This is a genomic window from Enterobacter cloacae complex sp. P6RS, from assembly GCF_014982245.1.
Classification (GTDB): Bacteria; Pseudomonadota; Gammaproteobacteria; order Enterobacterales; family Enterobacteriaceae; genus Enterobacter; species Enterobacter bugandensis.
This window is the reverse complement of sequence record NZ_JADCLB010000020.1, coordinates 277,943-301,098: the sequence shown is the minus strand read 5'-3', so window position 1 is coordinate 301,098 and position 23,156 is coordinate 277,943. Positions and strand designations below refer to the sequence as shown.

At 56.5% G+C, this 23,156-nt stretch carries 23 protein-coding genes; 13 read left to right on the top strand and 10 right to left on the bottom strand.

Annotated features, from left to right (window positions below; translation table 11 throughout):
• Window positions 1-157: 157 nt before the first annotated feature.
• Both INF73_RS15150 and INF73_RS15145 read left to right on the top strand, forming a co-directional pair.
• Window positions 158-1,741 carry an MFS transporter gene (locus INF73_RS15150; RefSeq protein WP_193540530.1) on the top strand — a complete coding sequence of 528 codons (1,584 nt, stop codon included), beginning with the start codon at window positions 158-160 and terminating at the stop codon, window positions 1,739-1,741.
• Window positions 1,742-1,745: 4 nt separating this feature from the next.
• Entirely contained in the window at window positions 1,746-2,885 is a 1,140-nt protein-coding gene (locus INF73_RS15145) for a glycoside hydrolase family 105 protein (protein WP_193540590.1), read from the top strand.
• A 34-nt stretch (window positions 2,886-2,919) separates the two neighbouring features.
• Here the strand turns inward: INF73_RS15145 and argS are convergent, their stop codons facing one another.
• Window positions 2,920-4,653, bottom strand: coding sequence for an arginine--tRNA ligase (gene argS, locus INF73_RS15140; RefSeq protein ID WP_193540532.1), 1,734 nt, complete (start codon window positions 4,651-4,653; stop codon window positions 2,920-2,922).
• A gap of 239 nt (window positions 4,654-4,892) precedes the next feature.
• Here argS and INF73_RS15135 point away from each other — a divergent pair, with 239 nt between their 5' ends.
• Both INF73_RS15135 and cutC read left to right on the top strand, forming a co-directional pair.
• Window positions 4,893-5,462 carry a VOC family protein gene (locus INF73_RS15135; RefSeq protein ID WP_193540534.1) on the top strand — a complete coding sequence of 190 codons (570 nt, stop codon included), beginning with the start codon at window positions 4,893-4,895 and terminating at the stop codon, window positions 5,460-5,462.
• A gap of 69 nt (window positions 5,463-5,531) precedes the next feature.
• Window positions 5,532-6,275, top strand: a complete 744-nt coding sequence (cutC, locus tag INF73_RS15130) for a copper homeostasis protein CutC (RefSeq protein WP_193540536.1) — start codon at window positions 5,532-5,534, stop codon at window positions 6,273-6,275.
• Window positions 6,276-6,395: 120 nt separating this feature from the next.
• On the opposite strand, the gene cmoB is transcribed toward cutC, so the two are convergent.
• The 5 genes from cmoB to INF73_RS15105 are packed head-to-tail and all read right to left on the bottom strand — an operon-like array spanning window position 6,396 to window position 9,977.
• Window positions 6,396-7,367, bottom strand: coding sequence for a tRNA 5-methoxyuridine(34)/uridine 5-oxyacetic acid(34) synthase CmoB (gene cmoB / locus INF73_RS15125; RefSeq protein ID WP_028013632.1), 972 nt, complete (start codon window positions 7,365-7,367; stop codon window positions 6,396-6,398).
• A complete protein-coding gene (gene cmoA / locus INF73_RS15120; protein WP_045260318.1) occupies window positions 7,364-8,107 on the bottom strand; it encodes a carboxy-S-adenosyl-L-methionine synthase CmoA in 744 nt (247 codons plus the stop codon). Before cmoA ends, cmoB begins: the two co-directional genes overlap by 4 nt.
• 40 nt (window positions 8,108-8,147) lie before the next feature.
• A complete protein-coding gene (locus INF73_RS15115) occupies window positions 8,148-8,543 on the bottom strand; it encodes an MAPEG family protein (protein WP_028013630.1) in 396 nt (131 codons plus the stop codon).
• Window positions 8,544-8,595: 52 nt separating this feature from the next.
• Entirely contained in the window at window positions 8,596-9,414 is an 819-nt protein-coding gene (locus INF73_RS15110) for a DUF72 domain-containing protein (protein ID WP_045260317.1), read from the bottom strand.
• The gene (locus INF73_RS15105) at window positions 9,411-9,977 is read right to left on the bottom strand and encodes a hydrolase (protein WP_028013628.1); all 567 of its coding nucleotides are present in this window, start codon (window positions 9,975-9,977) and stop codon (window positions 9,411-9,413) included. Before INF73_RS15105 ends, INF73_RS15110 begins: the two co-directional genes overlap by 4 nt.
• A gap of 264 nt (window positions 9,978-10,241) precedes the next feature.
• Between INF73_RS15105 and aspS the strand changes: the two genes are divergently transcribed.
• The 6 genes from aspS to ruvB all read left to right on the top strand — a co-directional run bounded on the left by aspS (window position 10,242) and on the right by ruvB (window position 15,497).
• The gene (gene aspS, locus INF73_RS15100) at window positions 10,242-12,014 is read left to right on the top strand and encodes an aspartate--tRNA ligase (RefSeq protein WP_028013627.1); all 1,773 of its coding nucleotides are present in this window, start codon (window positions 10,242-10,244) and stop codon (window positions 12,012-12,014) included.
• Between the two features lies 1 nt (window position 12,015).
• Window positions 12,016-12,459, top strand: a complete 444-nt coding sequence (gene nudB, locus INF73_RS15095; protein WP_059353978.1) for a dihydroneopterin triphosphate diphosphatase — start codon at window positions 12,016-12,018, stop codon at window positions 12,457-12,459.
• A gap of 27 nt (window positions 12,460-12,486) precedes the next feature.
• Window positions 12,487-13,227: a YebC/PmpR family DNA-binding transcriptional regulator gene (locus INF73_RS15090; protein ID WP_003859747.1), complete on the top strand. Its 741-nt coding sequence runs from the start codon at window positions 12,487-12,489 to the stop codon at window positions 13,225-13,227.
• Between the two features lie 34 nt (window positions 13,228-13,261).
• Window positions 13,262-13,783, top strand: a complete 522-nt coding sequence (gene ruvC / locus INF73_RS15085; RefSeq protein ID WP_003859749.1) for a crossover junction endodeoxyribonuclease RuvC — start codon at window positions 13,262-13,264, stop codon at window positions 13,781-13,783.
• Window positions 13,784-13,863: 80 nt separating this feature from the next.
• Window positions 13,864-14,478, top strand: coding sequence for a Holliday junction branch migration protein RuvA (gene ruvA, locus INF73_RS15080; RefSeq protein ID WP_193540538.1), 615 nt, complete (start codon window positions 13,864-13,866; stop codon window positions 14,476-14,478).
• An 8-nt stretch (window positions 14,479-14,486) separates the two neighbouring features.
• Window positions 14,487-15,497, top strand: a complete 1,011-nt coding sequence (ruvB, locus tag INF73_RS15075) for a Holliday junction branch migration DNA helicase RuvB (protein WP_028013623.1) — start codon at window positions 14,487-14,489, stop codon at window positions 15,495-15,497.
• 52 nt (window positions 15,498-15,549) lie between these two features.
• On the opposite strand, the gene znuB is transcribed toward ruvB, so the two are convergent.
• Both znuB and znuC read right to left on the bottom strand, forming a co-directional pair.
• Complete coding sequence (znuB, locus tag INF73_RS15070) at window positions 15,550-16,335, bottom strand: zinc ABC transporter permease subunit ZnuB (RefSeq protein WP_041909449.1); 786 nt, start codon at window positions 16,333-16,335, stop codon at window positions 15,550-15,552.
• Entirely contained in the window at window positions 16,332-17,087 is a 756-nt protein-coding gene (gene znuC / locus INF73_RS15065) for a zinc ABC transporter ATP-binding protein ZnuC (RefSeq protein ID WP_028013621.1), read from the bottom strand. The genes znuB and znuC overlap by 4 nt, the downstream gene beginning before the upstream one ends.
• 77 nt (window positions 17,088-17,164) lie before the next feature.
• Between znuC and znuA the strand changes: the two genes are divergently transcribed.
• The 3 genes from znuA (at window position 17,165) to lpxM (ending at window position 20,536) form a co-directional block, all read left to right on the top strand.
• Complete coding sequence (gene znuA / locus INF73_RS15060; protein ID WP_069733103.1) at window positions 17,165-18,109, top strand: zinc ABC transporter substrate-binding protein ZnuA; 945 nt, start codon at window positions 17,165-17,167, stop codon at window positions 18,107-18,109.
• Between the two features lie 15 nt (window positions 18,110-18,124).
• Window positions 18,125-19,444 (top strand): murein DD-endopeptidase MepM, encoded by a 1,320-nt coding sequence (gene mepM, locus INF73_RS15055; RefSeq protein WP_088205060.1) that lies wholly within the window; start codon window positions 18,125-18,127, stop codon window positions 19,442-19,444.
• A 120-nt stretch (window positions 19,445-19,564) separates the two neighbouring features.
• Window positions 19,565-20,536, top strand: coding sequence for a lauroyl-Kdo(2)-lipid IV(A) myristoyltransferase (gene lpxM / locus INF73_RS15050; protein WP_193540540.1), 972 nt, complete (start codon window positions 19,565-19,567; stop codon window positions 20,534-20,536).
• A gap of 48 nt (window positions 20,537-20,584) precedes the next feature.
• On the opposite strand, the gene pyk is transcribed toward lpxM, so the two are convergent.
• Window positions 20,585-22,027: a pyruvate kinase gene (pyk, locus tag INF73_RS15045; RefSeq protein WP_028013616.1), complete on the bottom strand. Its 1,443-nt coding sequence runs from the start codon at window positions 22,025-22,027 to the stop codon at window positions 20,585-20,587.
• 139 nt (window positions 22,028-22,166) lie between these two features.
• Complete coding sequence (locus INF73_RS15040; RefSeq protein ID WP_028013615.1) at window positions 22,167-23,036, bottom strand: MurR/RpiR family transcriptional regulator; 870 nt, start codon at window positions 23,034-23,036, stop codon at window positions 22,167-22,169.
• Window positions 23,037-23,156 lie beyond the last annotated feature (120 nt).

Below are 23,156 nucleotides of genomic sequence, written 5' to 3'. Positions count from 1 at the left end.
CGTGACGCGACTCTTTGCATTTTTGCCATTTACCCTGCCCGTGATGGCAGAAACAGAAAGGTATCAGGACGTCGTTGCATTTACTGTAGCCGTGTAAAAACTCCCCGATGAGCCTTACTTGCAGGGAGTCTCCCAAATTTGCTTAGGGTTGACGGCAATGAAAACACGTAAAATTGGACTCGCAAATTATCTTGCTTACGGGGCAGGCGATTTTCTCGGGGCCGGTACGACCGCCCTGACGGCGGCCTGGCTTTTGTATTTTTATACCACCTTCTGTGGACTCACACCGATTGAAGCAACCTTCATCTTTGCCGCTGCGAGGGTGCTGGATGCTGTTGTCAGCCCGTTAATGGGCTTTTTGACGGATAATTTCGGTACGACCTGGGCTGGAAAGCGCTTTGGCCGGCGTAAGTTCTTTATCCTGCTAGGCATTCCGTGCGTGTTCAGCTACTCGTTGATGTGGGTGGGGGACATGAATTTCTGGTACTACCTGCTGACCTATCTGGTGTTTGATATTGTCTACACCATGATTCTGGTGCCTTACGAGACGCTGGTGCCGGAAATGACCGACGACTTCAAACAGAAAACCAAGTTCTCCGGGGCGCGTATTTCTATGGCGCAGATGTCAGCGATTCTGGCCTCCTTCCTGCCGGGGATCCTGCTCACCCACTTCGGTAAAGACAACGCCGTCTCATTCTTTTACGCAAGCCTGGTTTTCTCCGTGCTGTGCGCCCTGATGCTGACCTTTGTCTGGTTCTTTACCTGGGAGCGCCCGCGTGAGGAGTGGTCTGAAGCGGCGCTGCGTGCCGAAGAAGAGAAGAAGAAACTGACGCTGGGGCAAAGCATCAACCGTCTGTTTGTCGAATTAAGCTCTACGCTGCGCATCAAGATTTTCCGCCAGCATCTTGGCATGTACCTCGGCGGCTACATCGCACAGGACGTATTTAACGCAGTCTTCACCTATTACGTGGTGTTTGTACTGATGCAGGAAGCGTCAATGGCGTCCAACCTGCTGGGCACGATGGCTATCTTCCAGTTCCTCGCCGTGATCGGGATGATCCCGCTGTGTATTCGCTTCGGACCTGCGCCGTCCTACCGCATGGTGGTGGTGCTGTTTGGCCTGGCGTCTCTCTCTTACGCCATGCTCTATTACGCCGGTCTGAGCGACGTCTACGCTCTGCTGTTGCTGATCTCTGCGGTGGCTGGGCTGGGTCGCGGCGGTATTAACTATGTGCCATGGAATACCTATACCTACATTGCTGACGTGGATGAAGCGATCACCGGCCAGCGCCGGGAAGGGATTTTCGCCGGCATCATGACCCTGACCCGTAAGGCCTCACAGGCCGGTGCGGTGATGCTGGTGGGCATCGTGATGCAAATGTCCGGCTTTGTCAGCGGTCAGAAGGTACAGCCTGCGGAAGTGAGCCACACCATTCTGCTGATCCTGAGCGTGGGCACCATCCTGGTGCTGTTCTGCGGTTTCCTCGTTTCCCTGCGCTTCAGGCTTAATTTGCAGACCCACAGCACGCTGCGCGAGGAGACCGCGAAAATGCGTGAGTGTGGTCATGCGATGCCGGAGTCAGCGACGCCACACGCCCGCGCCACCGTCGAGATGCTGGCCGGTATGCCTTATGAGTCACTGTGGGGCAATAACAACATCGGTTATCTGAATCGCAATAAGCCAGCGGCATCGACGCTGAAGGATCGCGCGGTACTCAATTCGACATACAACAGAGGTTAAGATGATGAAAGTTTGGCCTGTCAAACATAGCCCGCTATTGCGTCAGCCAGAGCGCTTTATCGCCCGGGACGAGCTGAAATCACTGATTCAAAAGGTGACGCACAACCTGGTCAATATCCACGACAAAACGGGTGAATTTTTGCTGCGGCTGGACGACGGGCGCGTGATCGACACCAAGGGCTGGGCCGGATGGGAGTGGACGCACGGCGTCGGCCTGTATGGCATCTGGCAGTACTACTGCCAGACCGGTGACGAAGGGATGCGCAACATTATCGACAGCTGGTTTGCCGACCGCTTTGCGGAAGGTGCCACCACCAAAAACGTCAATACGATGTCGCCGTTCCTGACGCTGGCCTATCGCTACGAAGAGAGCAAAAACCCGGCCTGGCTGCCGTGGCTGGAAAGCTGGGCGGAGTGGGCGATGACTGAAATGCCACGCACCGAACACGGCGGCATGCAGCACATCACGCTGGCGGAAGAGAATCATCAGCAGATGTGGGACGACACGCTGATGATGACTGTGCTGCCGCTGGCGAAAATCGGCAGGCTGCTGAATAAGCCGGAGTACGTAGAGGAGGCGATCTATCAGTTCCTGCTCCACGTGCAGAACCTGATGGACCGGGAGACCGGGCTGTGGTTCCACGGCTGGAGCTACGACGGCAATCATAACTTTGCCCGGGCCCGCTGGGCGCGCGGCAACAGCTGGCTGACCATTGTGATCCCGGACTTCCTCGAACTGGTTGATCTGCCTGAAAACAACGCCGTGCGCCGTTATCTGGTGCAGGTGCTGAAGGCGCAGGTTGCCGCGCTGGCAAAATGTCAGGACGAGAGCGGGCTGTGGCATACGCTGCTGGACGATCCTGATTCTTATCTGGAGGCGTCGGCCACGGCAGGGTTTGCCTACGGAATTCTGAAGGCCGTGCGCAAGCGTTATGTCGGCGCAGAGTACGCTGAGGTGGCGGAGAAAGCGATTCGCGGTATTGTGCAAAATATCTCGCCGGAAGGGGAGCTGCTGCAAACCTCGTTCGGGACGGGAATGGGCAGCGATCTCGATTTTTATCGTCAAATACCGCTGACGTCGATGCCGTATGGCCAGGCAATGGCGATTCTCTGTCTGACAGAGTATTTGCGGAAATACTTCTGATAATAAAAAACCCGGCGTTTGCCGGGTTTCTTTTTTACATACGTTCTACGGTTTCGATACCCAGGGTATCCAGACCCAGCTTCAGGGTCTTCGCCGTCAGCTGAGCCAGCTTCAGGCGGCTGTTACGCACCGATTCATTTTCTGCAGACAGAATAGGGCAGTGTTCGTAGAAGCCAGAGAACAGACCCGCCAGATCGTACAGGTAAGCACACATCACGTGCGGCGTGCCGTCACGCGCGACAACCGTCAGCGTCTCTTCGAACTGCAGCAGACGCGCCGCCAGCTGTGCTTCACGATCTTCCGTGATGGTCAATGTCGCATTCGCCAGCACGCTTTCATCAATGTTCGCCTTGCGGAACACGGAGAGCACGCGGGTATAGGCGTACTGCATGTACGGCGCCGTGTTGCCTTCAAACGCCAGCATGTTGTCCCAGTCGAAGATGTAGTCGGTGGTGCGGTTCTTGGAAAGATCCGCGTATTTCACCGCACCGATACCCACGGCGTTGGCCAGTTTTTCCAGTTCGTCAGCAGGCATGTCCGGGTTCTTCTCTGCCACCAGGCGCCGGGCGCGCTCCAGCGCTTCGTCCAGCAGATCGGAAAGCTTCACGGTACCGCCCGCGCGGGTTTTGAACGGCTTGCCGTCTTTACCCAGCATCATGCCGAACATGTGGTGTTCCAGCGGCACGCAGTCCGGCACGTAACCGGCTTTACGCACGATCGTCCACGCCTGCATCAGGTGCTGGTGCTGGCGGGAGTCAATGTAGTACAGCACGCGGTCGGCGTGCAGCGTTTCATAACGGTATTTCGCACAGGCGATATCGGTGGTGGTGTACAGATAGCCGCCATCCTTTTTCTGGATAATCACGCCCATCGGTTCGCCTTCCTTGTTTTTGTACTCATCAAGGAACACTACCGTTGCGCCTTCGCTCTCCACCGCCAGGTTTTTGGCTTTCAGGTCCGCCACAATGCCTGGCAGCATCGGGTTGTACAGGCTTTCACCCATCACGTCGTCGCGAGTCAGGGTCACGTTCAGACGGTTATAGGTAAGCTGGTTCTGGGACATGGTGATGTCAACCAGCTTGCGCCACATCTCGAGGAAGTATTGATCCCCGCCCTGCAGCTTCACCACGTAGCTGCGTGCGCGCTCGGCAAAGGCTTCGTCTTCGTCATAGTGCTTTTTGGCTTCGCGGTAGAACCCTTCCAGGTCCGCCAGCGCCATTTCACCCGCGTTTTCCTGCTGCTGTTTTTCCAGGTAAGCAATCAGCATGCCGAACTGGGTGCCCCAGTCGCCCACGTGGTTCGCGCGGATCACCTTGTGACCGAGGAACTCAAGGGTGCGTACCGCGGCGTCACCAATGATGGTGGAGCGCAGGTGGCCTACGTGCATCTCCTTCGCCACGTTCGGGGCAGAGTAGTCGACCACCACGGTCTGCGCTTCCGGCTGGGAAACGCCCAGACGGTCAGACTTCAGCGCCGCGTCAACGTGGCTCGCCAGGAACGCAGGCTCAAGGAAAATATTGATAAAGCCCGGACCTGCAATTTCGGTTTTGCTGGCAATGCCGGAGAGATCCAGATGCGTCAGTACCTGCTCAGCGAGCTGTCGCGGCGGCATGCCCAGTTTTTTAGCCACTGCCATCACGCCATTAGCCTGATAGTCGCCAAACTGTACTTTTGCTGACTGACGAACCTGCGGTTCGCAATCCGCAGGTGCGCCTGCGGCAATCAGTGCCTGACTGACTTTTTCGGAGAGAAGAGCCTGAATATTCACCTGGATACCTTACGTTTTTGATGCGGGCTTACAACCGCCCGCGCCAGTTAAAGAATTTAGGGCGGGAGTATACTGCAAATGCCTTCTGGCGTCAGCATTGCGGGGGCCGAAGATTGCTCAGAATCCAGGCTAAGAAAGCGTGCATAACCATGCAGTCATAAAAAGCCGGATTCAGCGGTTGGTCAAAACGGGGCAACGGAGTAAATTAGCGGCTTTGCGACACGAAAAGAGACTGACTTATGGCGAACTGGCAATCCATTGACGAACTGCATGATATTTCCGCAGATTTACCGCGCTTCACAAAGGCGTTCACAGAACTTGCCACCCGTCTTGGTCTGGATATCGTGCCGCTTGAGGCGGATCACATTTCCCTGCGCTGCCACCAGAATGCCACCGCCGAGCGCTGGCGTCGCGGGTTTGAACAGTGCGGCGAGCTGCTCTCTGAAAACATCATCAATGGACGCCCCATTTGTCTGTTCAAACTGCATGAGCCGGTGAACGTGGCGCACTGGCAGTTCACCGTGGTTGAACTGCCGTGGCCGGGCGAGAAACGCTATCCGCACGAAGGCTGGGAGCATATCGAAATTGTCCTGCCGGGTGAGCCGGAAACGTTGAACGCGCGCGCCCTGGCCCTGCTGTCAGACGACGGGTTAAGCAAGCCGGGGATTTTTGTGAAGACGAGTTCACCCAAAGGCGAGCGCGAGCGTCTGCCTAACCCGACGCTGGCCGTGACGGACGGGCAGGTGACCGTGAAATTTCATCCCTGGACCATTGAGCAGATTGTTGCCAGCGAAGCCAGAGAGTTGTGATTCGTCGCTAAGACCCGAACCGAGAGGCGTGCAATGATGGCGCGTTAAGCTGATTTTAAGGAGAAGCAGATGGCGCTGCTGGAGATTTGTTGTTACAGCGTGGAATGTGCCGTAACGGCGCAACAGATGGGAGCTGACCGTATTGAGCTATGCGCCGCCCCGAAAGAAGGGGGCTTAACGCCTTCATACGGCGTGTTGAAGTCTGCCCGCCAGGCCGTCACCATCCCGGTCCACCCGATTATTCGGCCTCGCGGCGGCGATTTTTGTTACACGGCGGGCGAGTTCAGTGCCATGCTTGAAGATATCGCGCTGGTTCGTGACCTGGGCTTCCCGGGGCTGGTGACCGGCCTGCTTGATGAAGACGGACATGTCGACCTGCCGCGGATGCGTAAGGTAATGGACGCCGCGAAAGGAATGGCCGTCACCTTTCATCGTGCGTTTGATATGTGCAAAGATCCCCTGCAAGCATTTGATACGCTTGCCGAACTTGGCGTGGCGCGTGTCCTGACATCGGGACAGCAGTCTTCGGCGGAAAAAGGTCTGCAATTAATTACGGAACTAAAAGCACATTCCGGTGTTCCAATAATAATGGCGGGTGCGGGAGTCCGTGCCAGCAATCTGGAACGGTTTTTAAACGCCGGGGTGGAAGAGCTTCACAGCTCTGCGGGGAAATGGATACCTTCACCCATGCGTTATCGCAATACAGGGCTGTCAATGTCGACGGATGCTGAAGCGGATGAATATTCTCGCTACGGCGTAGAGGGAGAGTCGGTTGCGGAAATGAAGTCGCTGATTGAGCGTCATCACGTGTAGCAACGTACCGATTTTTACCGCGCATCATGTCGCCCAATATGATGCTTGCTTGTACCAGGCCCCTGCAATTTCAACAGGGGCCTTTTTTTATCCCCTCACCCCACACGGGAGAGGGAAAAACTACGGCTTGGTCGCAATCAACACCGCACGCATCGGTGCAGGATAGCCTTCAACGGTTTTGCTGTGGTCGGCCGGGTCGAGGAACTGCTCCAGCGATTCGGTGATCATCCAGTCGGTGCGGCGCTGCTCTTCGATAGACGTTACGCAAACATCGGCAATGCGCACATCTACAAATCCGCATTTCTCCAGCCAGTTTTTCAGCGCCAGCGCGGACGGGATGAAGTAAACGTTGCGCATCTGCGCGTAGCGATCGCCCGGCACCAGAACCGCATGCTCATCGCCTTCAATCACCAGCGTTTCCAGCACCAGCTCGCCGCCGCTGACCAGCTGATCTTTGAGCTGCCACAGGTGTTCAAGCGGGGAACGACGATGATACAGCACGCCCATCGAGAAGACAGTATCGAACGCTTTCAGGGCAGGGAGCTGCTCTATGCCCAGCGGCAGCAGGTGCGCGCGCTGGTCGTTGCCGAGCAGTTTTCGCACCGCCTCAAACTGGCACAGGAAGAGCTGCATCGGGTCGATGCCGACCGCCAGATGGGCTCCCGCGCCAATCATGCGCCACATGTGGTAACCGCTGCCGCAGCCTACGTCCAGAATGGTGCGCCCGGTCAGGTCGGAAAGGTGCGGCAGTACGCGATCCCACTTCCAGTCTGAGCGCCACTCGGTATTGATGTTCACGCCGTACAGCGAGAACGGCCCTTTGCGCCACGGCATTAAATTACGCATCAGCGTTTCGATGCGGTTGATCTGCCCGGCAGGGAGCGGCTCTGCGCTTTCCGCCGTCACGCTGTGCAGTAAATCCAGACGATGCGGCGTCAGCTCCGGCAGATACTCCACGGCATTTGACCACTGCTTTAACAGGCCGTGCTGCTGATCGCGCTGCCAGGCGGCAATCTGCGCCGGCAGGGTCTCCAGCCAGTGGGAAAGATGGTTTTTAGCAATCAGCTGATAAAAGTTGCTGAATTCAATCATGCGGCATCCCCGGCTTTTAGCGCCACCAGAGAGCCAAAGTTAAAGCACTGGAACCACAGTTCGCTGTGCTCAAAACCGGCTTTGTGCAGGCGCGCTTTATGGGTTTCCACGGAGTCCGTCAGCATCACGTTTTCCAGCATGCTGCGCTTCTGGCTGATCTCCAGCTCGCTGTAGCCGTTCGCCCGTTTGAAATCGTGGTGCATGTTGAACAGCAGCTCGCCTACTTTGGCATCCTCAAAGCTGAATTTTTCAGAAAGCACCAGCGCGCCGCCGGGATTCAGCCCCTGGTAAATTTTGTCCAGCAGCAGCTGGCGGTCTTCAGGCACCAGGAACTGCAGGGTAAAATTCAGCACTACCATCGAGGCGTTGTTAATCTCGATCTCGCGGATATCGCCTTCCACCACGTCCACCGGAACGGGGGCTTTGTACGCGTCAATATGGCGACGGCAGCGTTCCACCATGGCCGGGGAGTTATCGACGGCAATGATTCGGCAGCCATCGTGATGAATGTTACGACGTACCGACAGCGTTGCCGCGCCGAGCGAGCAGCCCAGGTCATAGACCTGCGTACCGGGTTGAACGAAGCGCTCAGCCAGCATACCGATCATAGAGATAATATTGGAATAACCGGGAACAGAGCGCTGGATCATATCCGGGAAGACTTCGGCTACCCGTTCATCGAAGGTCCAGTCGCCCAGGCTGGCGATAGGCGCGGAAAAAAGCGTGTCGCGATCTGACATAACGTAAAAATCCGGGAAAAATAAAGTGGCGTATTGTGCGCTAATGGAGGGAGAAAACCAACTCCCACGGCATATACCACAGGTTAGCCAGCACCATCAGCAAAAGCGAACACCAGGTCGCGCTCATGCCGGAACGACGCCAGCGGAATAAACGGTGGTGAAAGCCGTAATAATGCATTAACCGGCCAGCAATAAGCATCAGGCCACAAATATGCACCATCCAGGTTTCCGCGCCATTCATCTCCATAAACAGCAGCAGGATGAGAGCAACGGGGATGTATTCCACCGCATTACCGTGAATGCGAATAGCGCTTTGCAGTTCGGAGAAACCGCCGTCGCCGTAAGAGACGCGGTATTGCATCCTGAGGCGCACAACATCAAACGAAAATTTAATCAGCAGTAATGCACCTAACACCGCATACAGCGCGCTGACCATACTAACTCCCTGTTTTTTGGCAGATGGCACTTCACTATGATAGGGGGTGATATCAGAAAAGAGAAGATTGTTGTGGGATGGAAGGGACGCTGCCCACGGATGGCACCGCGGCCTGCAAGGCCTGCCACAGAGCATCGACCAGTTCGGGCGCCTGAGCAATATCCGGCGTGTGCAAAAAGAGGTACGGCGTGGTGGTGTGCTCCCAGCTCGCGAGTTTTTGCAGCCAGACGGCGAACATCGCCTGATTTTGCTGCATATTGTCGCTGCCGATGAACCTGACCATCGGGTTCTGTGCGGTCACGATGGCGTGGACCGGCACTTTCGGTTTTTTACGCTGAGCATCAACGATGGCCTCGTTATGCGGTACTGCGTTGTGCACCGGACGACTGTCGAGGATCACCCGGTTAACGGAACGATCCAGCAGGCCCCGGTTGAGCGCTTTTTCGGCTTCGCCTTTCGCAAAGAAGTCCTGATGTCGGACTTCCACGCCGTAGGTGAATTCGCGGGGCAGGGCATCCAGGAACTGCCACAGGGCGGGCAGATCGCGCGGGCCAAACGTGGCGGGAAGCTGGAGCCAGTATTGTCCAATTCGGTTCGCCAGCGGCGACATGCGCGTGAAAAATTCTTCCGTTAAGTCCCCGCAGTTGCGCAGCGCGGCCTGGTGGGAAATGGTCGCCGGAAACTTAAAGCAGAAACGGAAATCGTCCGTTGTTTGCTCCCGCCAGCGTTCGACTATCTCGGCTTTGGGCAGCGCATACAGCGTGGTGTTACCCTCGACGCAGTTAAAGTGTCGGGCATACTCTTCAAGGCTGGTAATGCCCAGGCGCACCCATTTAGGGTGCGACCACTGGGGCAGGCCCACGTACATCATAGCGCGCTTAAAATCTCATCCGTACTACGCACGCGTCCGATGCGCGGGAAGATATGGGTCATGCTGCCCTGATGCTGCTCCGCGGAAGCCGCGCTGCAGGCATCTTCAGCAATCACCAGATTAAAGCCCAGCTCCCAGGCGTTACGGGCTGTCGATTCGACGCCGATATTGGTGGAAATGCCGCACAGAATAATGGTGTCGATACCGCGGCGGCGAAGCTGCAGCTCAAGGTCGGTCCCGTAGAACGCGCCCCACTGGCGTTTAGTCACTTCGATATCGCTGTCGCGTTTGCCCAGCGACACCGGGTACGTCCACCAGTTTTCCGGCAGGGTATGCGCGGGCGCCTGGGCATCAACGGGCTGTTTTAACGCCTCGGCGAAATCAGCGGACCAGCCTACGCGCACCATGACCACAGGGGCACCGATGGCGCGGCACTTCTCGGCCAGGCGAGCGGCGCGGCTGACGACTTCATCCGCTGCGTGTGGGCCACCGGCGAAGGGCAGGATCCCTTCCTGTAAATCAATCACAACAAGCGCGGTTTTGCGGGCATCAAGTGTTAACATCGTCACTCCAGGTAAATTAATCACTTCCGTAACACCTTACGACGTGATGACCTGTTATCGGTCGGATAATTTTGTTAATTTTTGTGAGAATGCGCAATAAGAGTGCAGCAAACGACCGTCTGGCGGTGGTTCGCTCTTATCGTCCGGCGGAATTTCCAGTATAATAGCCGCCTTTTTTCATCCAGTTGTGACATACAGAAAGCTGCGACATAGTAGCCTGCATACCAGGCGACATTTAGCCTGCGGCTAATTAAGGGATATCTCATGCGTACAGAATATTGCGGGCAGCTGCGTCAGTCCCACGTCGGACAGCAGGTCACCCTGTGTGGTTGGGTCAACCGTCGTCGTGATCTTGGTAGCCTTATCTTCATCGATATGCGCGACCGTGAAGGTATCGTTCAGGTGTTCTTCGACCCGGATCGCGCAGATGCGCTGAAGCTGGCCTCTGAGCTGCGTAATGAGTTCTGCATTCAGGTCACCGGCACCGTGCGTGCGCGTGACGAGAAAAACGTTAACGCAGACATGGCGACGGGCGCTATCGAAGTGCTGGCGTCCGATCTGGTTATCATCAACCGTGCCGAAGCGCTGCCGCTGGACTCCAACCACGTCAACACTGAAGAAGCGCGTCTGAAATACCGCTACCTGGATCTGCGTCGTCCGGAAATGGCTCAGCGCCTGAAAACCCGTGCGAAAATCACCAGCCTGGTGCGTCGCTTTATGGATGACCACGGTTTCCTCGATATTGAAACCCCGATGCTGACCAAAGCCACGCCGGAAGGCGCGCGCGATTACCTGGTGCCATCCCGCGTTCATAAAGGCAAATTCTACGCGCTGCCGCAGTCACCGCAGCTCTTCAAACAGCTGCTGATGATGTCCGGCTTCGACCGCTATTATCAAATCGTTAAGTGCTTCCGCGACGAAGACCTGCGCGCTGACCGTCAGCCAGAATTTACCCAGATCGATGTTGAAACTTCCTTCATGACCGCCGAACAGGTGCGTGAAGTGATGGAAGCGCTGGTGCGTAGCCTGTGGAATGACGTGAAGGGCGTTGAGCTGGGCGATTTCCCGATCATGACCTTCGCCGAAGCGGAACGTCGCTACGGCTCCGACAAACCAGACCTGCGTAACCCGATGGAGCTGGTGGACGTGGCTGACCTGGTGAAATCCGTTGAGTTCGCGGTATTCGCGGGACCGGCTAACGATCCGAAAGGCCGCGTGGCTGCCCTGCGCGTACCGGGCGGCGCGGCGCTGAGCCGTAAGCAGATTGATGACTACGGCAACTTTATTAAGATCTACGGCGCGAAAGGTCTGGCCTATATTAAAGTGACCGAGCGTGCGAAAGGTCTGGAAGGGATCACCAGCCCGGTGGCGAAATTCCTGAACGCGGACATCGTGGAAGCGATCCTTGAGCGCACCGGTGCGCAGGACGGCGACATGATCTTCTTCGGCGCAGACAACAAGAAAGTCGTTGCGGATGCGATGGGCGCGCTGCGTCTGAAGCTCGGCAAAGACCTGAACCTGACCGACGAAAGCAAATGGGCGCCGCTGTGGGTTATCGACTTCCCGATGTTTGAAGACGACGGTGAAGGCGGCCTGACCGCGATGCACCACCCGTTCACCTCGCCAAAAGAGATGACGGCGGCAGAGCTGAAAGCGGCGCCGGAAGAGGCAGTGGCAAACGCTTATGACATGGTTATCAACGGCTATGAAGTGGGCGGCGGCTCCGTACGTATTCACAGCGGTGAAATGCAGCAGACCGTGTTCGGCATTCTGGGTATTAACGAGCAGGAACAGCGCGAGAAGTTTGGCTTCCTGCTGGACGCCCTGAAGTACGGCACGCCTCCGCACGCGGGTCTGGCCTTCGGTCTCGACCGTCTGACCATGCTGCTGACCGGCACCGATAACATTCGTGACGTTATCGCCTTCCCGAAAACCACTGCCGCAGCGTGTCTGATGACCGAAGCGCCAAGCTTTGCCAACCCGGCAGCGCTGGCCGAGCTGGGCATTGAAGTGGTGAAGAAGGAAGAGAAAAACTGATATGGCATATAAGCTTCCCGTTTCTGTCCTGGTGGTCATTTATGCAGAAGACACGAAGCGGGTGCTGATGTTGCAGCGGCGCGACGATCCTGATTTCTGGCAGTCGGTTACCGGCAGCCTGGAAGAGGGGGAGACCGCGCCGCAGGCCGCCGCGCGTGAAGTAAAGGAAGAGGTCACCATTGACGTTGCTCATGAGCAACTGACCCTGAAGGACTGTCAGCGCACGGTGGAGTTTGAAATTTTTAGCCATTTACGTCATCGCTATGCGCCGGGCATTGAGCGCAACACGGAGTCGTGGTTCTGTCTCGCGCTCCCCCATGAGCGGGAGATTGTGTTTACCGAACACCTGAACTACCGCTGGGTGAACGCGGCGGATGCCGCCGCACTGACCAAGTCGTGGAGCAACCGGCAGGCGATTGAAGAATTTGTAATTAACGCGGCCTGAGAAGGCGCGATTTTTGGAGAACTTTTTATGGCAGGTCATAGTAAGTGGGCCAACACCAAACACCGTAAAGCGGCACAGGATGCCAAGCGCGGTAAGATCTTTACCAAAATCATCCGCGAGCTGGTGACAGCAGCGCGTCTGGGCGGCGGCGACCCGGCTTCTAACCCACGCCTGCGCGCGGCGGTAGATAAAGCGCTGTCTAACAACATGACGCGTGACACCCTGAACCGTGCTATCGCACGCGGCGTGGGCGGTGATGAAGACGCGAACATGGAAACCATCATTTATGAAGGTTACGGCCCTGGCGGTACTGCGGTGATGGTTGAATGCCTGTCCGACAACCGTAACCGTACCGTTGCGGAAGTGCGCCACGCGTTCACCAAAACCGGCGGCAACCTGGGCACTGACGGCTCCGTAGCTTACCTGTTCAGCAAAAAAGGCGTCATCTCTTTCGAGAAAGGCGACGAAGATGCGATCATGGAAGCGGCGCTGGAAGCGGGTGCGGAAGACGTGGTGACCTACGATGATGGTGCCATTGACGTCTACACCGCGTGGGAAGAGATGGGTGCCGTGCGCGATGCGCTGGAAGCGGCGGGCCTGAAAGCGGACAACGCTGAAGTCTCCATGATCCCGTCCACCAAAGCGGATATGGATGCAGAAACCGCACCGAAACTGCTGCGTCTGATCGACATGCTCGAAGACTGCGACGACGTGCAGGAAGTGTACCACAACGGTGAAATCTCTGATGAGGTTGCAGCGACTCTCTGATGAGAGCCTGTAAACCGTTTACGGGAGACGCGTGATGTCGATTATCCTCGGGATTGACCCCGGCTCACGCGTCACCGGGTATGGCGTTATCCGTCAGGTGGGACGCCAGCTAACCTACCTCGGCAGTGGATGCATTCGCACCAAAGTGGACGATCTGCCGTCGCGCCTCAAGCTTATTTATGCGGGCGTATCGGAGATCATCACCCAGTTTCAGCCAGACTATTTCGCCATTGAGCAGGTCTTTATGGCGAAGAACGCGGATTCGGCGCTGAAGCTCGGTCAGGCGCGTGGGGTGGCCATCGTGGCTGCGGTGAACCAGGATCTCCCTGTGTTCGAATACGCCGCGCGCCAGGTTAAGCAGACGGTGGTGGGCATCGGTAGCGCGGAGAAGAGCCAGGTGCAGCACATGGTGCGCACCCTGCTGAAGCTTCCCGCGAACCCGCAGGCCGACGCCGCCGATGCGCTGGCGATTGCAATTACCCACTGCCACGTCAGCCAGAACGCGATGCAAATGAGCGAGTCGCGGCTCAATCTGGCGCGAGGCAGGTTACGATAATCAGAAATCAGGCTGGATAAACATCCAGCCTTTTTTTATTATGTCGGCAGTTAATTTCTCCCAGAACGCAGGAGCGTCACGTGATAGGCAGACTCAGAGGCATCATCATTGAAAAACAACCCCCGTTAGTGCTGCTGGAAGTGGGTGGCGTGGGCTATGAAGTCCATATGCCGATGACCTGCTTCTACGAGCTGCCGGACGCGGGCAAAGAGGCGATTGTCTTTACCCAGTTTGTGGTGCGTGAAGATGCCCAGCTGCTGTACGGCTTTAACAACAAGCAGGAACGCACCCTGTTTCGCGAGCTGATTAAAACCAACGGTGTGGGGCCAAAGCTGGCGCTGGCGATTTTGTCCGGCATGTCCGCTCCGCAGTTTGTGAATGCTGTTGAGCGCGAAGATCCCGCGGCGCTGGTTAAGCTTCCGGGCATTGGTAAGAAAACCGCAGAGCGTCTGATTGTTGAGATGAAAGACCGCTTTAAAGGTCTGCACGGCGATCTGTTCACTCCGGCTGCCGATTTGGTTCTGACTGCTCCGGGTGCGCTAGCCTCTGATGATGACGCCGAGCAGGAAGCGGTTGCCGCGCTGGTGGCGCTGGGCTATAAACCTCAGGAGGCCAGCCGGATGGTGAGCAAAATTGCCAAACCGGACGCCAGCAGTGAAACTCTGATTCGTGAAGCGCTGCGCGCTGCATTGTGAGGTAAAGGATGATTGAAGCAGACCGCCTGGTATCGGCAGGCACCCTTCAGGCAGAAGACGTGGTGGATCGTGCGATCCGCCCGAAGCTGCTTGATGAGTACATCGGCCAGCCGCAGGTACGTTCCCAGATGGAGATTTTCATCCAGGCGGCAAAGCTGCGCGGCGATGCGCTCGATCACCTGCTGATTTTTGGCCCGCCGGGGCTAGGGAAAACCACGCTGGCGAATATCGTTGCCAATGAAATGGGCGTCAACCTGCGTACCACCTCCGGCCCGGTGCTGGAGAAAGCGGGCGATCTGGCGGCGATGCTGACCAACCTTGAACCGCATGACGTGCTGTTTATCGATGAGATCCACCGCCTGTCACCGGTGGTGGAGGAAGTGCTCTATCCGGCGATGGAGGATTACCAGCTGGATATCATGATCGGCGAAGGCCCGGCCGCGCGCTCCATCAAAATCGATCTGCCGCCGTTTACCCTGATTGGCGCCACGACCCGCGCTGGGTCGTTGACCTCTCCGCTGCGCGACCGCTTTGGCATCGTTCAGCGTCTGGAGTTTTATCAGGTACCCGATCTTCAGCATATCGTGGGGCGCAGCGCGCGCTACATGGGGCTGGATATGAGCGAAGAGGGGGCATATGAAGTGGCAAAGCGTTCCCGCGGTACGCCGCGTATTGCCAACCGCCTGCTGCGCCGCGTGCGTGACTTTGCTGAAGTGAAGCACGATGGTTCGATTTCCGCCGAGATCGCCGCCCAGGCGCTGGATATGCTGAACGTCGATGCTGAAGGCTTTGACTATATGGACCGCAAACTGCTGCTGGCGGTGCTGGACAAGTTCTTTGGCGGGCCGGTCGGGCTGGATAACCTGGCGGCGGCAATTGGCGAAGAGCGTGAGACTATCGAAGATGTGCTGGAGCCGTATCTGATCCAGCAGGGCTTCTTACAGCGTACCCCACGTGGTCGTATGGCGACGGTGCGGGCGTGGAATCATTTCGGTATTACGCCGCCCGCGATGCCGTAAGTAGCGATAAATGGTAGCCCCGGTAAGCGAAGCGCCACCGGGGACATGCTCACTACTGCGCGGTCTTTTTCATCATACTGAAAACAAACAACACCGCCGCGCTCAAGACCACCGACGGCCCTGCTGGCGTGTCATAAAACGCCGAAAAGGTTAACCCGCCCGTGACGGCGATCATCCCGATAACCACCGCGATACCGGCCATCTGCTCTGGCGTACGTGCAAAACGGCGCGCCGTGGCGGCAGGGATAATCAGCAGCGATGTTATAATCAGCGCGCCGACAAACTTCATTGCGACACCAATCGTTAACGCCGTCACCAGCATCAGCAGCAGCTTCACGCGCTGCAGCTTCACGCCGTCGACAAACGCCAGATCCGGGCTGACGGTCATTGCCAGTAAATTCCGCCACTGCCACAGCAGAATACCCAGTACCACCACCACGCCAATGGCGATCGCGATGAGATCGTCAGGCGTCACGGCCAGCAGATCGCCGAACAGGTAGGCCATCAGGTCAACGCGGATATTTGACATCAGGCTAACAACGACCAGACCCAGCGACAGCGCGCTGTGCGCCATGATGCCAAGCAGCGTATCAATCGCGAGGTGAGGGCGCTTCTCCAGCCAGACCAGACCGGCCGCCAGCAGCAGCGTGACCACAATCACCGCGTAAAAGGGATTCACATCCAGCAGCAAACCAAAGGCAACGCCCAGCAGCGACGCATGCGCCAGGGTATCACCGAAGTAAGACATTCTGCGCCACACCACAAACGAGCCGAGTGGGCCTGCGGCGCAGGCAAGCATAACCCCGGCCAGCCAGCCGGGCAGTAACAGTTCAATCATGAGTGTCCATTTCCCCGACGCAGAACGATTCGTCCCTGCAAATCATGGCGATGATTATGATGATGACGATAGATGCCAAGCTGTTCAGCGCCGCGAGGGCCGAACATGGAGATAAATTCCGGGTGCATTGAGACCACTTCAGGCGTGCCGGAACAGCAAATGTGATGGTTGAGACACAGCACTTCGTCGGTTTTCGCCATCACCAGATGCAGGTCATGGGAGACCATCAGCACGGCGCAGTTCAGTTCGCGGCGCAGCTGGTCGATCAAATCATAAAGCGCGACCTGACCATTGACGTCCACGCCCTGGGTTGGCTCATCCAGCACCAGCAGCTGCGGGCTGCTCAGCAGCGCACGGGCCAGCAAAACGCGCTGCGTCTCACCGCCGGACAGCTTCTGCAACGGCGCATCGATAAGGTGGCCCGCCTGCACGCGCTTCAGCGCCGGGAGAATATCGGCTTTTCGCGTGCCCGGACGCAGACGCAGAAAACGATTTACCGTCAGCGGCAGGGTGGCGTCCAGGTGTAATTTTTGCGGCACATAGCCGATCCGCAATTTTTCCTCGCGCGTGATTACACCTTCATCCGGTGTAACCAGACCCAGCACCACGCGTACCAGAGTGGATTTACCTGCGCCATTGGGGCCGAGCAGCGTCAGAATTTTTCCGGGCTTGAGATCCAGCGATACGTCAGAGAGGACGCGGCGCTGGCCAAAGGAGACCGAAATATTGTCGAGAGAAACCAGAGTCGTCATGTCAATTTAAGCTTGAAGAAGTCAACGAATGTTATAATATCACATTCCACGCATTCACTACGATGATTAGTCGCATTATGTTACATAAAAATACGCTTCTTTTCGCAGCATTATCCGCTGCCCTTTGGGGAACAACCGCACAAGATGTTAACGCCGCCGTTGTTGCTTCGCTTAAACCGCTTGGATTCATCGCGTCGGCCATTGCCGATGGGGTAACGGAAACCCAGGTTCTGCTCCCTGACGGGGCCTCAGAGCATGACTATTCTCTGCGTCCGTCTGATGTAAAACGCTTACAAAACGCAGACTTAGTTGTCTGGATTGGTCCGGAGATGGAAGCATTCATGCAGAAATCCGCCAAACAGATTGCTAATGAAAAACAGGTCGCGATTGCCGGGCTTTCCGGCGTGAAACCGTTGCTCATGAAAGGGGCGGATGATGACGGTGACGAACATGACCATCACGCTGCAGAGGGTGAAAAAGGTGATGGAGATCACCATCACGGCGAGTACAACATGCATCTCTGGCTATCCCCAGAGATAGCGCGGCTTTCAGCGGTTGCAATCCATGACAAATTAGTGGAACTTATGCCGCAAAGTCGAGCCAAACTAGACGCCAACCTGAAGGATTTTGAGGCACAATTAGCCGCAACCGATAAGCAGGTAGGTAATGAGCTCGCACCGTTGAAAGGAAAAGGGTATTTCGTTTTTCATGACGCCTACGGCTACTACGAAAAACACTACGGCCTGACCCCGCTTGGGCACTTTACCGTCAACCCTGAAATTCAACCTGGTGCGCAGCGTTTACATGAAATCAGAACACAGTTGGTTGAGCAGAAAGCGACATGCGTTTTTGCTGAGCCACAGTTCAGGCCAGCGGTCGTAGAAGCCGTGGCCAGGGGAACATCCGTGCGCATGGGAACCCTTGACCCGCTAGGTACGAATATCCAGTTGAGCAAAGCGAGCTATTCGCAGTTCCTCAGCCAACTGGCGAACCAGTATGCGAGCTGCCTGAAAGGAGATTAACGAGGAAGTGAATACGTGCAACAGATAGCCCGCTCTGTCGCCCTGGCATTTAACAATCTGCCTCGACCCCACCGCGTTATGCTGGGGTCGCTTACAGTTCTCACCTTAGCGGTCGCCGTCTGGCGGCCCTATGTTTACCACCCGAGTTCTGCCCCTATCATTAAAACCATCGAGCTTGAAAAGAGCGAGATCCGCTCTTTGCTGCCTGAAGCCAGCGAGCCTATCGACCAGGCCGCTCAGGAAGATGAAGCTATCCCTCAGGATGAACTGGACGATAAAACCGAGAACGAAGCGGGGATCCACGAATACGTTGTTTCTACCGGTGACACGCTGAGCAGCGTGCTCAACCAGTACGGTATCGACATGGGCAATATCAGCCAGCTGGCCGCTGCGGATAAAGACCTGCGTAACCTGAAAATCGGGCAACAGCTCTCCTGGACATTAACGGCGGATGGCGATCTTCAGCGTTTGACCTGGGAAATGTCCCGCCGCGAAACCCGCACCTATGACCGCACTGCAAACGGTTTCAAAATGACCAGTGAAATGCAGAAAGGCGACTGGGTTAACAGCGTGATGAAAGGTACCGTGGGCGGAAGCTTTGTTTCCAGCGCCCGTGATGCGGGCCTGACCAGCGGTGAAATCAGCGCGGTGATCAAAGCCATGCAGTGGCAGATGGATTTCCGTAAGCTGAAGAAAGGCGATGAGTTTTCCGTCCTGATGTCCCGCGAAATGCTGGACGGCAAGCGCGAGCAGAGCCAGCTGCTGGGGGTGCGTCTGCGCTCCGAGGGAAAAGATTACTACGCCATTCGCGCTGAAGACGGCAAGTTCTATGACCGCAGCGGTACGGGCCTTGCGAAAGGCTTCCTGCGTTTCCCGACGGCGAAACAGTTCCGCGTCTCCTCTAACTTTAACCCGCGTCGTCTGAACCCGGTTACCGGGCGCGTTGCGCCTCACCGCGGGGTAGACTTCGCGATGCCGCAGGGCACGCCGGTGCTGGCCGTTGGCGATGGCGAAGTGGTGATGGCAAAACGCAGCGGTGCTGCGGGTTATTACGTGGCTATCCGTCACGGTCGTACCTATACCACCCGCTATATGCACCTGCGCAAGCTGCTGGTCAAACCGGGGCAGAAAGTGAAACGCGGCGACCGTATCGCGCTCTCCGGCAACACCGGACGCTCTACTGGCCCGCACCTGCACTATGAAGTGTGGATCAACCAGCAGGCCGTGAACCCGCTGACGGCCAAACTGCCGCGCACCGAAGGCCTGACAGGTAAAGATCGCTCCGATTACCTGGCGCAGGCGAGAGAGGTGATACCGCAGCTGAGCTTAAACTAAGCTCTCTGTTTTGTGAAAAAAGCCGGTGTCAGCATGCGCCGGCTTTTTCTTTTGTGCGTGGGCGACTGCCTCGCTACACTATCTGAATAATTTTTTGCGTCACCAGACCCTGGAACCAGCATGGAAACAAAAAAAAATAATATTGAATACATTCCTGAGTTTGAAAAATCCTTTCGACATCCGCGCAACTGGGGCGCCTGGCTGGGGGTTTACACCTTTGCGGGCATCGCTATGCTGCCTGCCGCGCTGCGCGATCCCGTACTGGGAAAAATTGGCCGTCTGGCCGGACGCTTAGGTAAAAGCGCGCGTCGTCGTGCGCAGATCAACCTCTATTACTGTTTTCCTGAAAAAAGCGATGCCGAGCGCGAGGCCATCATCGACGCGATGTATACCACCGCACCGCAGGCCATGGCGATGATGGCGGAGCTGGCGCTGAAAGGACCGAAAAAAATCATCGACCGCGTTGACTGGAAAGGGCTGGAAATCATCGACGAAATGCGTCGCAATGATGAGAAGGTCATTTTCCTCGTGCCGCACGGCTGGGGCGTGGATATTCCGGCAATGCTGATGGCTTCCCAGGGGCAGAAAATGGCGGCGATGTTCCATAACCAGGGCAATAAAATCTACGATTTTGTCTGGAACACGGTACGTCGTCGTTTTGGCGGACGTTTGCATGCGCGTAACGACGGCATCAAGCCGTTTATTCAGTCTGTACGTCAGGGGTACTGGGGCTACTATCTGCCGGACCAGGACCACGGACCCGAGCACAGCGAGTTTGTCGACTTCTTTGCGACCTACAAAGCCACGCTCCCCGCCATTGGCCGCCTGATGAAGGTCTGCCGCGCCCGCGTGATCCCGCTCTTTCCGGTTTACGACGGTAAAACGCATCGCCTGAGCATTGAAGTCCGTCCGCCGATGGACGACCTGCTGACCGCGGACGATCGCACCATCGCGCGCCGCATGAACGAAGAGGTGGAGCTGCTGGTGGGGCCGCATACCGAACAGTACACGTGGATACTGAAGCTGCTGAAAACGCGGAAGCCGGGAGAGACGGAGCCCTATAAGCGTAAAGAGCTTTACCCGAGGAAATAGAGAACCTTCACTTTGTCCCTCTCCCCTTAGGGGAGAGGGGATCGGATCTTACTCTACGGTCAGTACGCGCGTGGTATTGGTTGAGCCGATGGTGCTCATCACGTCACCCTGCGTCACGATGACGATATCACCAGACACCAGATAACCTTTATCGCGCAGCAGGTTTACGGCATCGTGCGCCGCGGCTACGCCGTCATTGGTGCTGTCGAAGTGTACCGGGGTAACACCGCGGTAAAGCGCCGTCAGGTTCAGCGTACGCTCGTGGCGTGACATGGCGAAAATCGGCAGGCCGGAGCTGATGCGAGAGGTCATCAGCGCGGTGCGGCCAGATTCGGTCATGGTGATGATCGCCGTAACGCCTTTCAGATGGTTGGCCGCGTACATGGCGGACATCGCAATCGCTTCTTCCACATTGTCGAACTGGATATCCAGGCGGTGCTTGGAGACGTTAATGCTTGGGATCTTCTCCGCGCCCAGGCAGACGCGCGCCATTGCGGCCACGGTTTCTGCCGGATACTGGCCCGCCGCGGTTTCCGCTGACAGCATCACCGCATCGGTACCGTCCAGCACGGCGTTAGCGACGTCCATGACTTCCGCACGGGTTGGCATTGGGTTAGTGATCATGGATTCCATCATCTGGGTGGCGGTGATCACCGCGCGGTTCAGCTGACGTGCGCGACGAATCAGCGCTTTCTGGATACCGACCAGTTCAGGGTCGCCGATTTCCACGCCCAGATCGCCACGGGCAACCATCACCACGTCAGAGGCGAGGATCACATCGTCCATCGCATCCTGATCGCACACGGCTTCCGCGCGTTCAACCTTAGCGACGATTTTGGCATCACAGCCTGCGTCACGGGCCAGGCGGCGCGCATAGTTCAGATCTTCGCCACAGCGTGGGAAGGAGACCGCCAGGTAGTCAACGCCGATCTGGGCCGCCGTTACGATATCCGCTTTGTCTTTGTCGGTCAGGGCTTCCGCAGAGAGGCCGCCGCCCAGTTTGTTGATGCCTTTATTGTTGGAGAGCGGGCCGCCGACGGTGACTTCAGTGAACACTTTCATCCCCTGAACTTCCAGCACCTTCAGCTGGACGCGACCGTCGTCGAGCAGCAGGATATCGCCAGGGACCACATCAGCCGGCAGGCCTTTATAGTCGATCCCGACTTTCTCTTTATCGCCTTCGCCTTTGCCGAGGTTGGCATCCAGCAGGAATTTGTCGCCGATATTGAGGAAAACTTTACCTTCTTTAAAGGTTGATACACGAATTTTTGGACCCTGCAGGTCACCGAGGATAGCGACGTGGCGGCCCAGCTTAGCGGCGATCTCACGCACTTTATCGGCACGCAATTTATGGTCTTCTGGCGTACCGTGAGAGAAGTTCATACGTACCACGTTGGCGCCAGCGGCGATAATCTTTTCGAGGTTATTATCGCGATCGGTGGCCGGGCCTAAGGTGGTGACGATCTTGGTTCTGCGAAGCCTTCTGGACATGTAATACTCCGTTGACTGAAACAACTTTGGTGTTGCGTGAACATTGAATCGGCCTTCATCTACCGCAAGGCAGTAAAGAGGGGGCCGAATGCCGAAAATCGTTACATCTAATTATGGGTTACGTCTTCGTTATCTACTTTCAGGGAACATCGCTCTTTATAAGCAATTCTTTATCAAAACGCGATTCCTTCAGCGCTTCCTTGACTCGCTTCAAGTTATCTCGGAATTTTGCGCCCCGGCGTAAGGTAAATCCGGTCGCCAGCACGTCGATTACCGTGAGCTGCGCCAGACGGGACACCATTGGCATATACATGTCGGTATCCTCAGGCACGTCCAGGGTAATGGCGAGAGTCGCCTCCCGCGCCAGCGGCGTGCCGGCGGTGGTGAGGGCGATTACCATGGCATCGTTTTCACGGGCCAGCTGCGCCAGCTCAACCTGGCTTTTGGTGCGGCCAGTGTGCGAAATCAGTACCACGACGTCATCCTCACTGCAATTCATACAGCTCATGCGTTGCAGCACAATGTCATCGGAATAAATAACCGGCACGTTAAAGCGGAAGAATTTATTCATGGCGTCGTGCGCCACGGCGGCTGACGAGCCAAGACCGAAGAACGCAATGCGTTTGGCCTGGGTGAGTAAATCCACCGCGCGGTTTACTGAACTCATATCCAGGCTTTGACGAACGTGATCGAGCGTGGCCATGGCCGACTCAAATATTTTTGCCGTATAGGCATCTACGCTGTCGTCTTCATCCACATTACGATTAACATAGGGGGTACCGTTTGCCAGACTTTGTGCCAGATGCAGTTTAAAATCAGGAAAGCCGCGCGTTTCCAGGCTGCGGCAGAAGCGGTTGACCGTCGGTTCACTGACGCCCGCTTCCTGAGCCAGAGCGGCGATGCTTGAATGAATCGCCTGAGCGGGCGCGGCCAGAATGACTTCAGCCACTTTTCGCTCGGATTTGCTAAGGTGTTCCAGTTGATACTGGATTTTTTCAAGCATGTTCATTGTTAACAAGGCGCTCATGGGGGTGGAAACGATTTCACTCATTGATGAAATCTTGATTCGATTAGCCGATATTACCCCTGTGGCTTCCCTAAAGGGTAACAGTCGACGAGATAATGTTGT

Excerpts from the sequence above, each read along its gene's own strand:
- INF73_RS15150 (WP_193540530.1), top strand. The coding sequence starts at position 158 with ATGAAAACACGTAAAATTGGACTCGCAAATTATCTTGCTTACGGGGCA.
- INF73_RS15145 (WP_193540590.1), top strand. The coding sequence starts at position 1,746 with ATGAAAGTTTGGCCTGTCAAACATAGCCCGCTATTGCGTCAGCCAGAG.
- INF73_RS15135 (WP_193540534.1), top strand. The coding sequence starts at position 4,893 with ATGGCGAACTGGCAATCCATTGACGAACTGCATGATATTTCCGCAGAT.
- cutC (WP_193540536.1), top strand. The coding sequence starts at position 5,532 with ATGGCGCTGCTGGAGATTTGTTGTTACAGCGTGGAATGTGCCGTAACG.
- cmoB (WP_028013632.1), bottom strand. The coding sequence starts at position 7,367 with ATGATTGAATTCAGCAACTTTTATCAGCTGATTGCTAAAAACCATCTT.
- cmoA (WP_045260318.1), bottom strand. The coding sequence starts at position 8,107 with ATGTCAGATCGCGACACGCTTTTTTCCGCGCCTATCGCCAGCCTGGGC.
- INF73_RS15115 (WP_028013630.1), bottom strand. The coding sequence starts at position 8,543 with ATGGTCAGCGCGCTGTATGCGGTGTTAGGTGCATTACTGCTGATTAAA.
- INF73_RS15110 (WP_045260317.1), bottom strand. The coding sequence starts at position 9,414 with ATGATGTACGTGGGCCTGCCCCAGTGGTCGCACCCTAAATGGGTGCGC.
- INF73_RS15105 (WP_028013628.1), bottom strand. The coding sequence starts at position 9,977 with ATGTTAACACTTGATGCCCGCAAAACCGCGCTTGTTGTGATTGATTTA.
- aspS (WP_028013627.1), top strand. The coding sequence starts at position 10,242 with ATGCGTACAGAATATTGCGGGCAGCTGCGTCAGTCCCACGTCGGACAG.
- nudB (WP_059353978.1), top strand. The coding sequence starts at position 12,016 with ATGGCATATAAGCTTCCCGTTTCTGTCCTGGTGGTCATTTATGCAGAA.
- INF73_RS15090 (WP_003859747.1), top strand. The coding sequence starts at position 12,487 with ATGGCAGGTCATAGTAAGTGGGCCAACACCAAACACCGTAAAGCGGCA.
- ruvC (WP_003859749.1), top strand. The coding sequence starts at position 13,262 with ATGTCGATTATCCTCGGGATTGACCCCGGCTCACGCGTCACCGGGTAT.
- ruvB (WP_028013623.1), top strand. The coding sequence starts at position 14,487 with ATGATTGAAGCAGACCGCCTGGTATCGGCAGGCACCCTTCAGGCAGAA.
- znuB (WP_041909449.1), bottom strand. The coding sequence starts at position 16,335 with ATGATTGAACTGTTACTGCCCGGCTGGCTGGCCGGGGTTATGCTTGCC.
- znuC (WP_028013621.1), bottom strand. The coding sequence starts at position 17,087 with ATGACGACTCTGGTTTCTCTCGACAATATTTCGGTCTCCTTTGGCCAG.
- znuA (WP_069733103.1), top strand. The coding sequence starts at position 17,165 with ATGTTACATAAAAATACGCTTCTTTTCGCAGCATTATCCGCTGCCCTT.
- lpxM (WP_193540540.1), top strand. The coding sequence starts at position 19,565 with ATGGAAACAAAAAAAAATAATATTGAATACATTCCTGAGTTTGAAAAA.
- pyk (WP_028013616.1), bottom strand. The coding sequence starts at position 22,027 with ATGTCCAGAAGGCTTCGCAGAACCAAGATCGTCACCACCTTAGGCCCG.
- INF73_RS15040 (WP_028013615.1), bottom strand. The coding sequence starts at position 23,036 with ATGAACATGCTTGAAAAAATCCAGTATCAACTGGAACACCTTAGCAAA.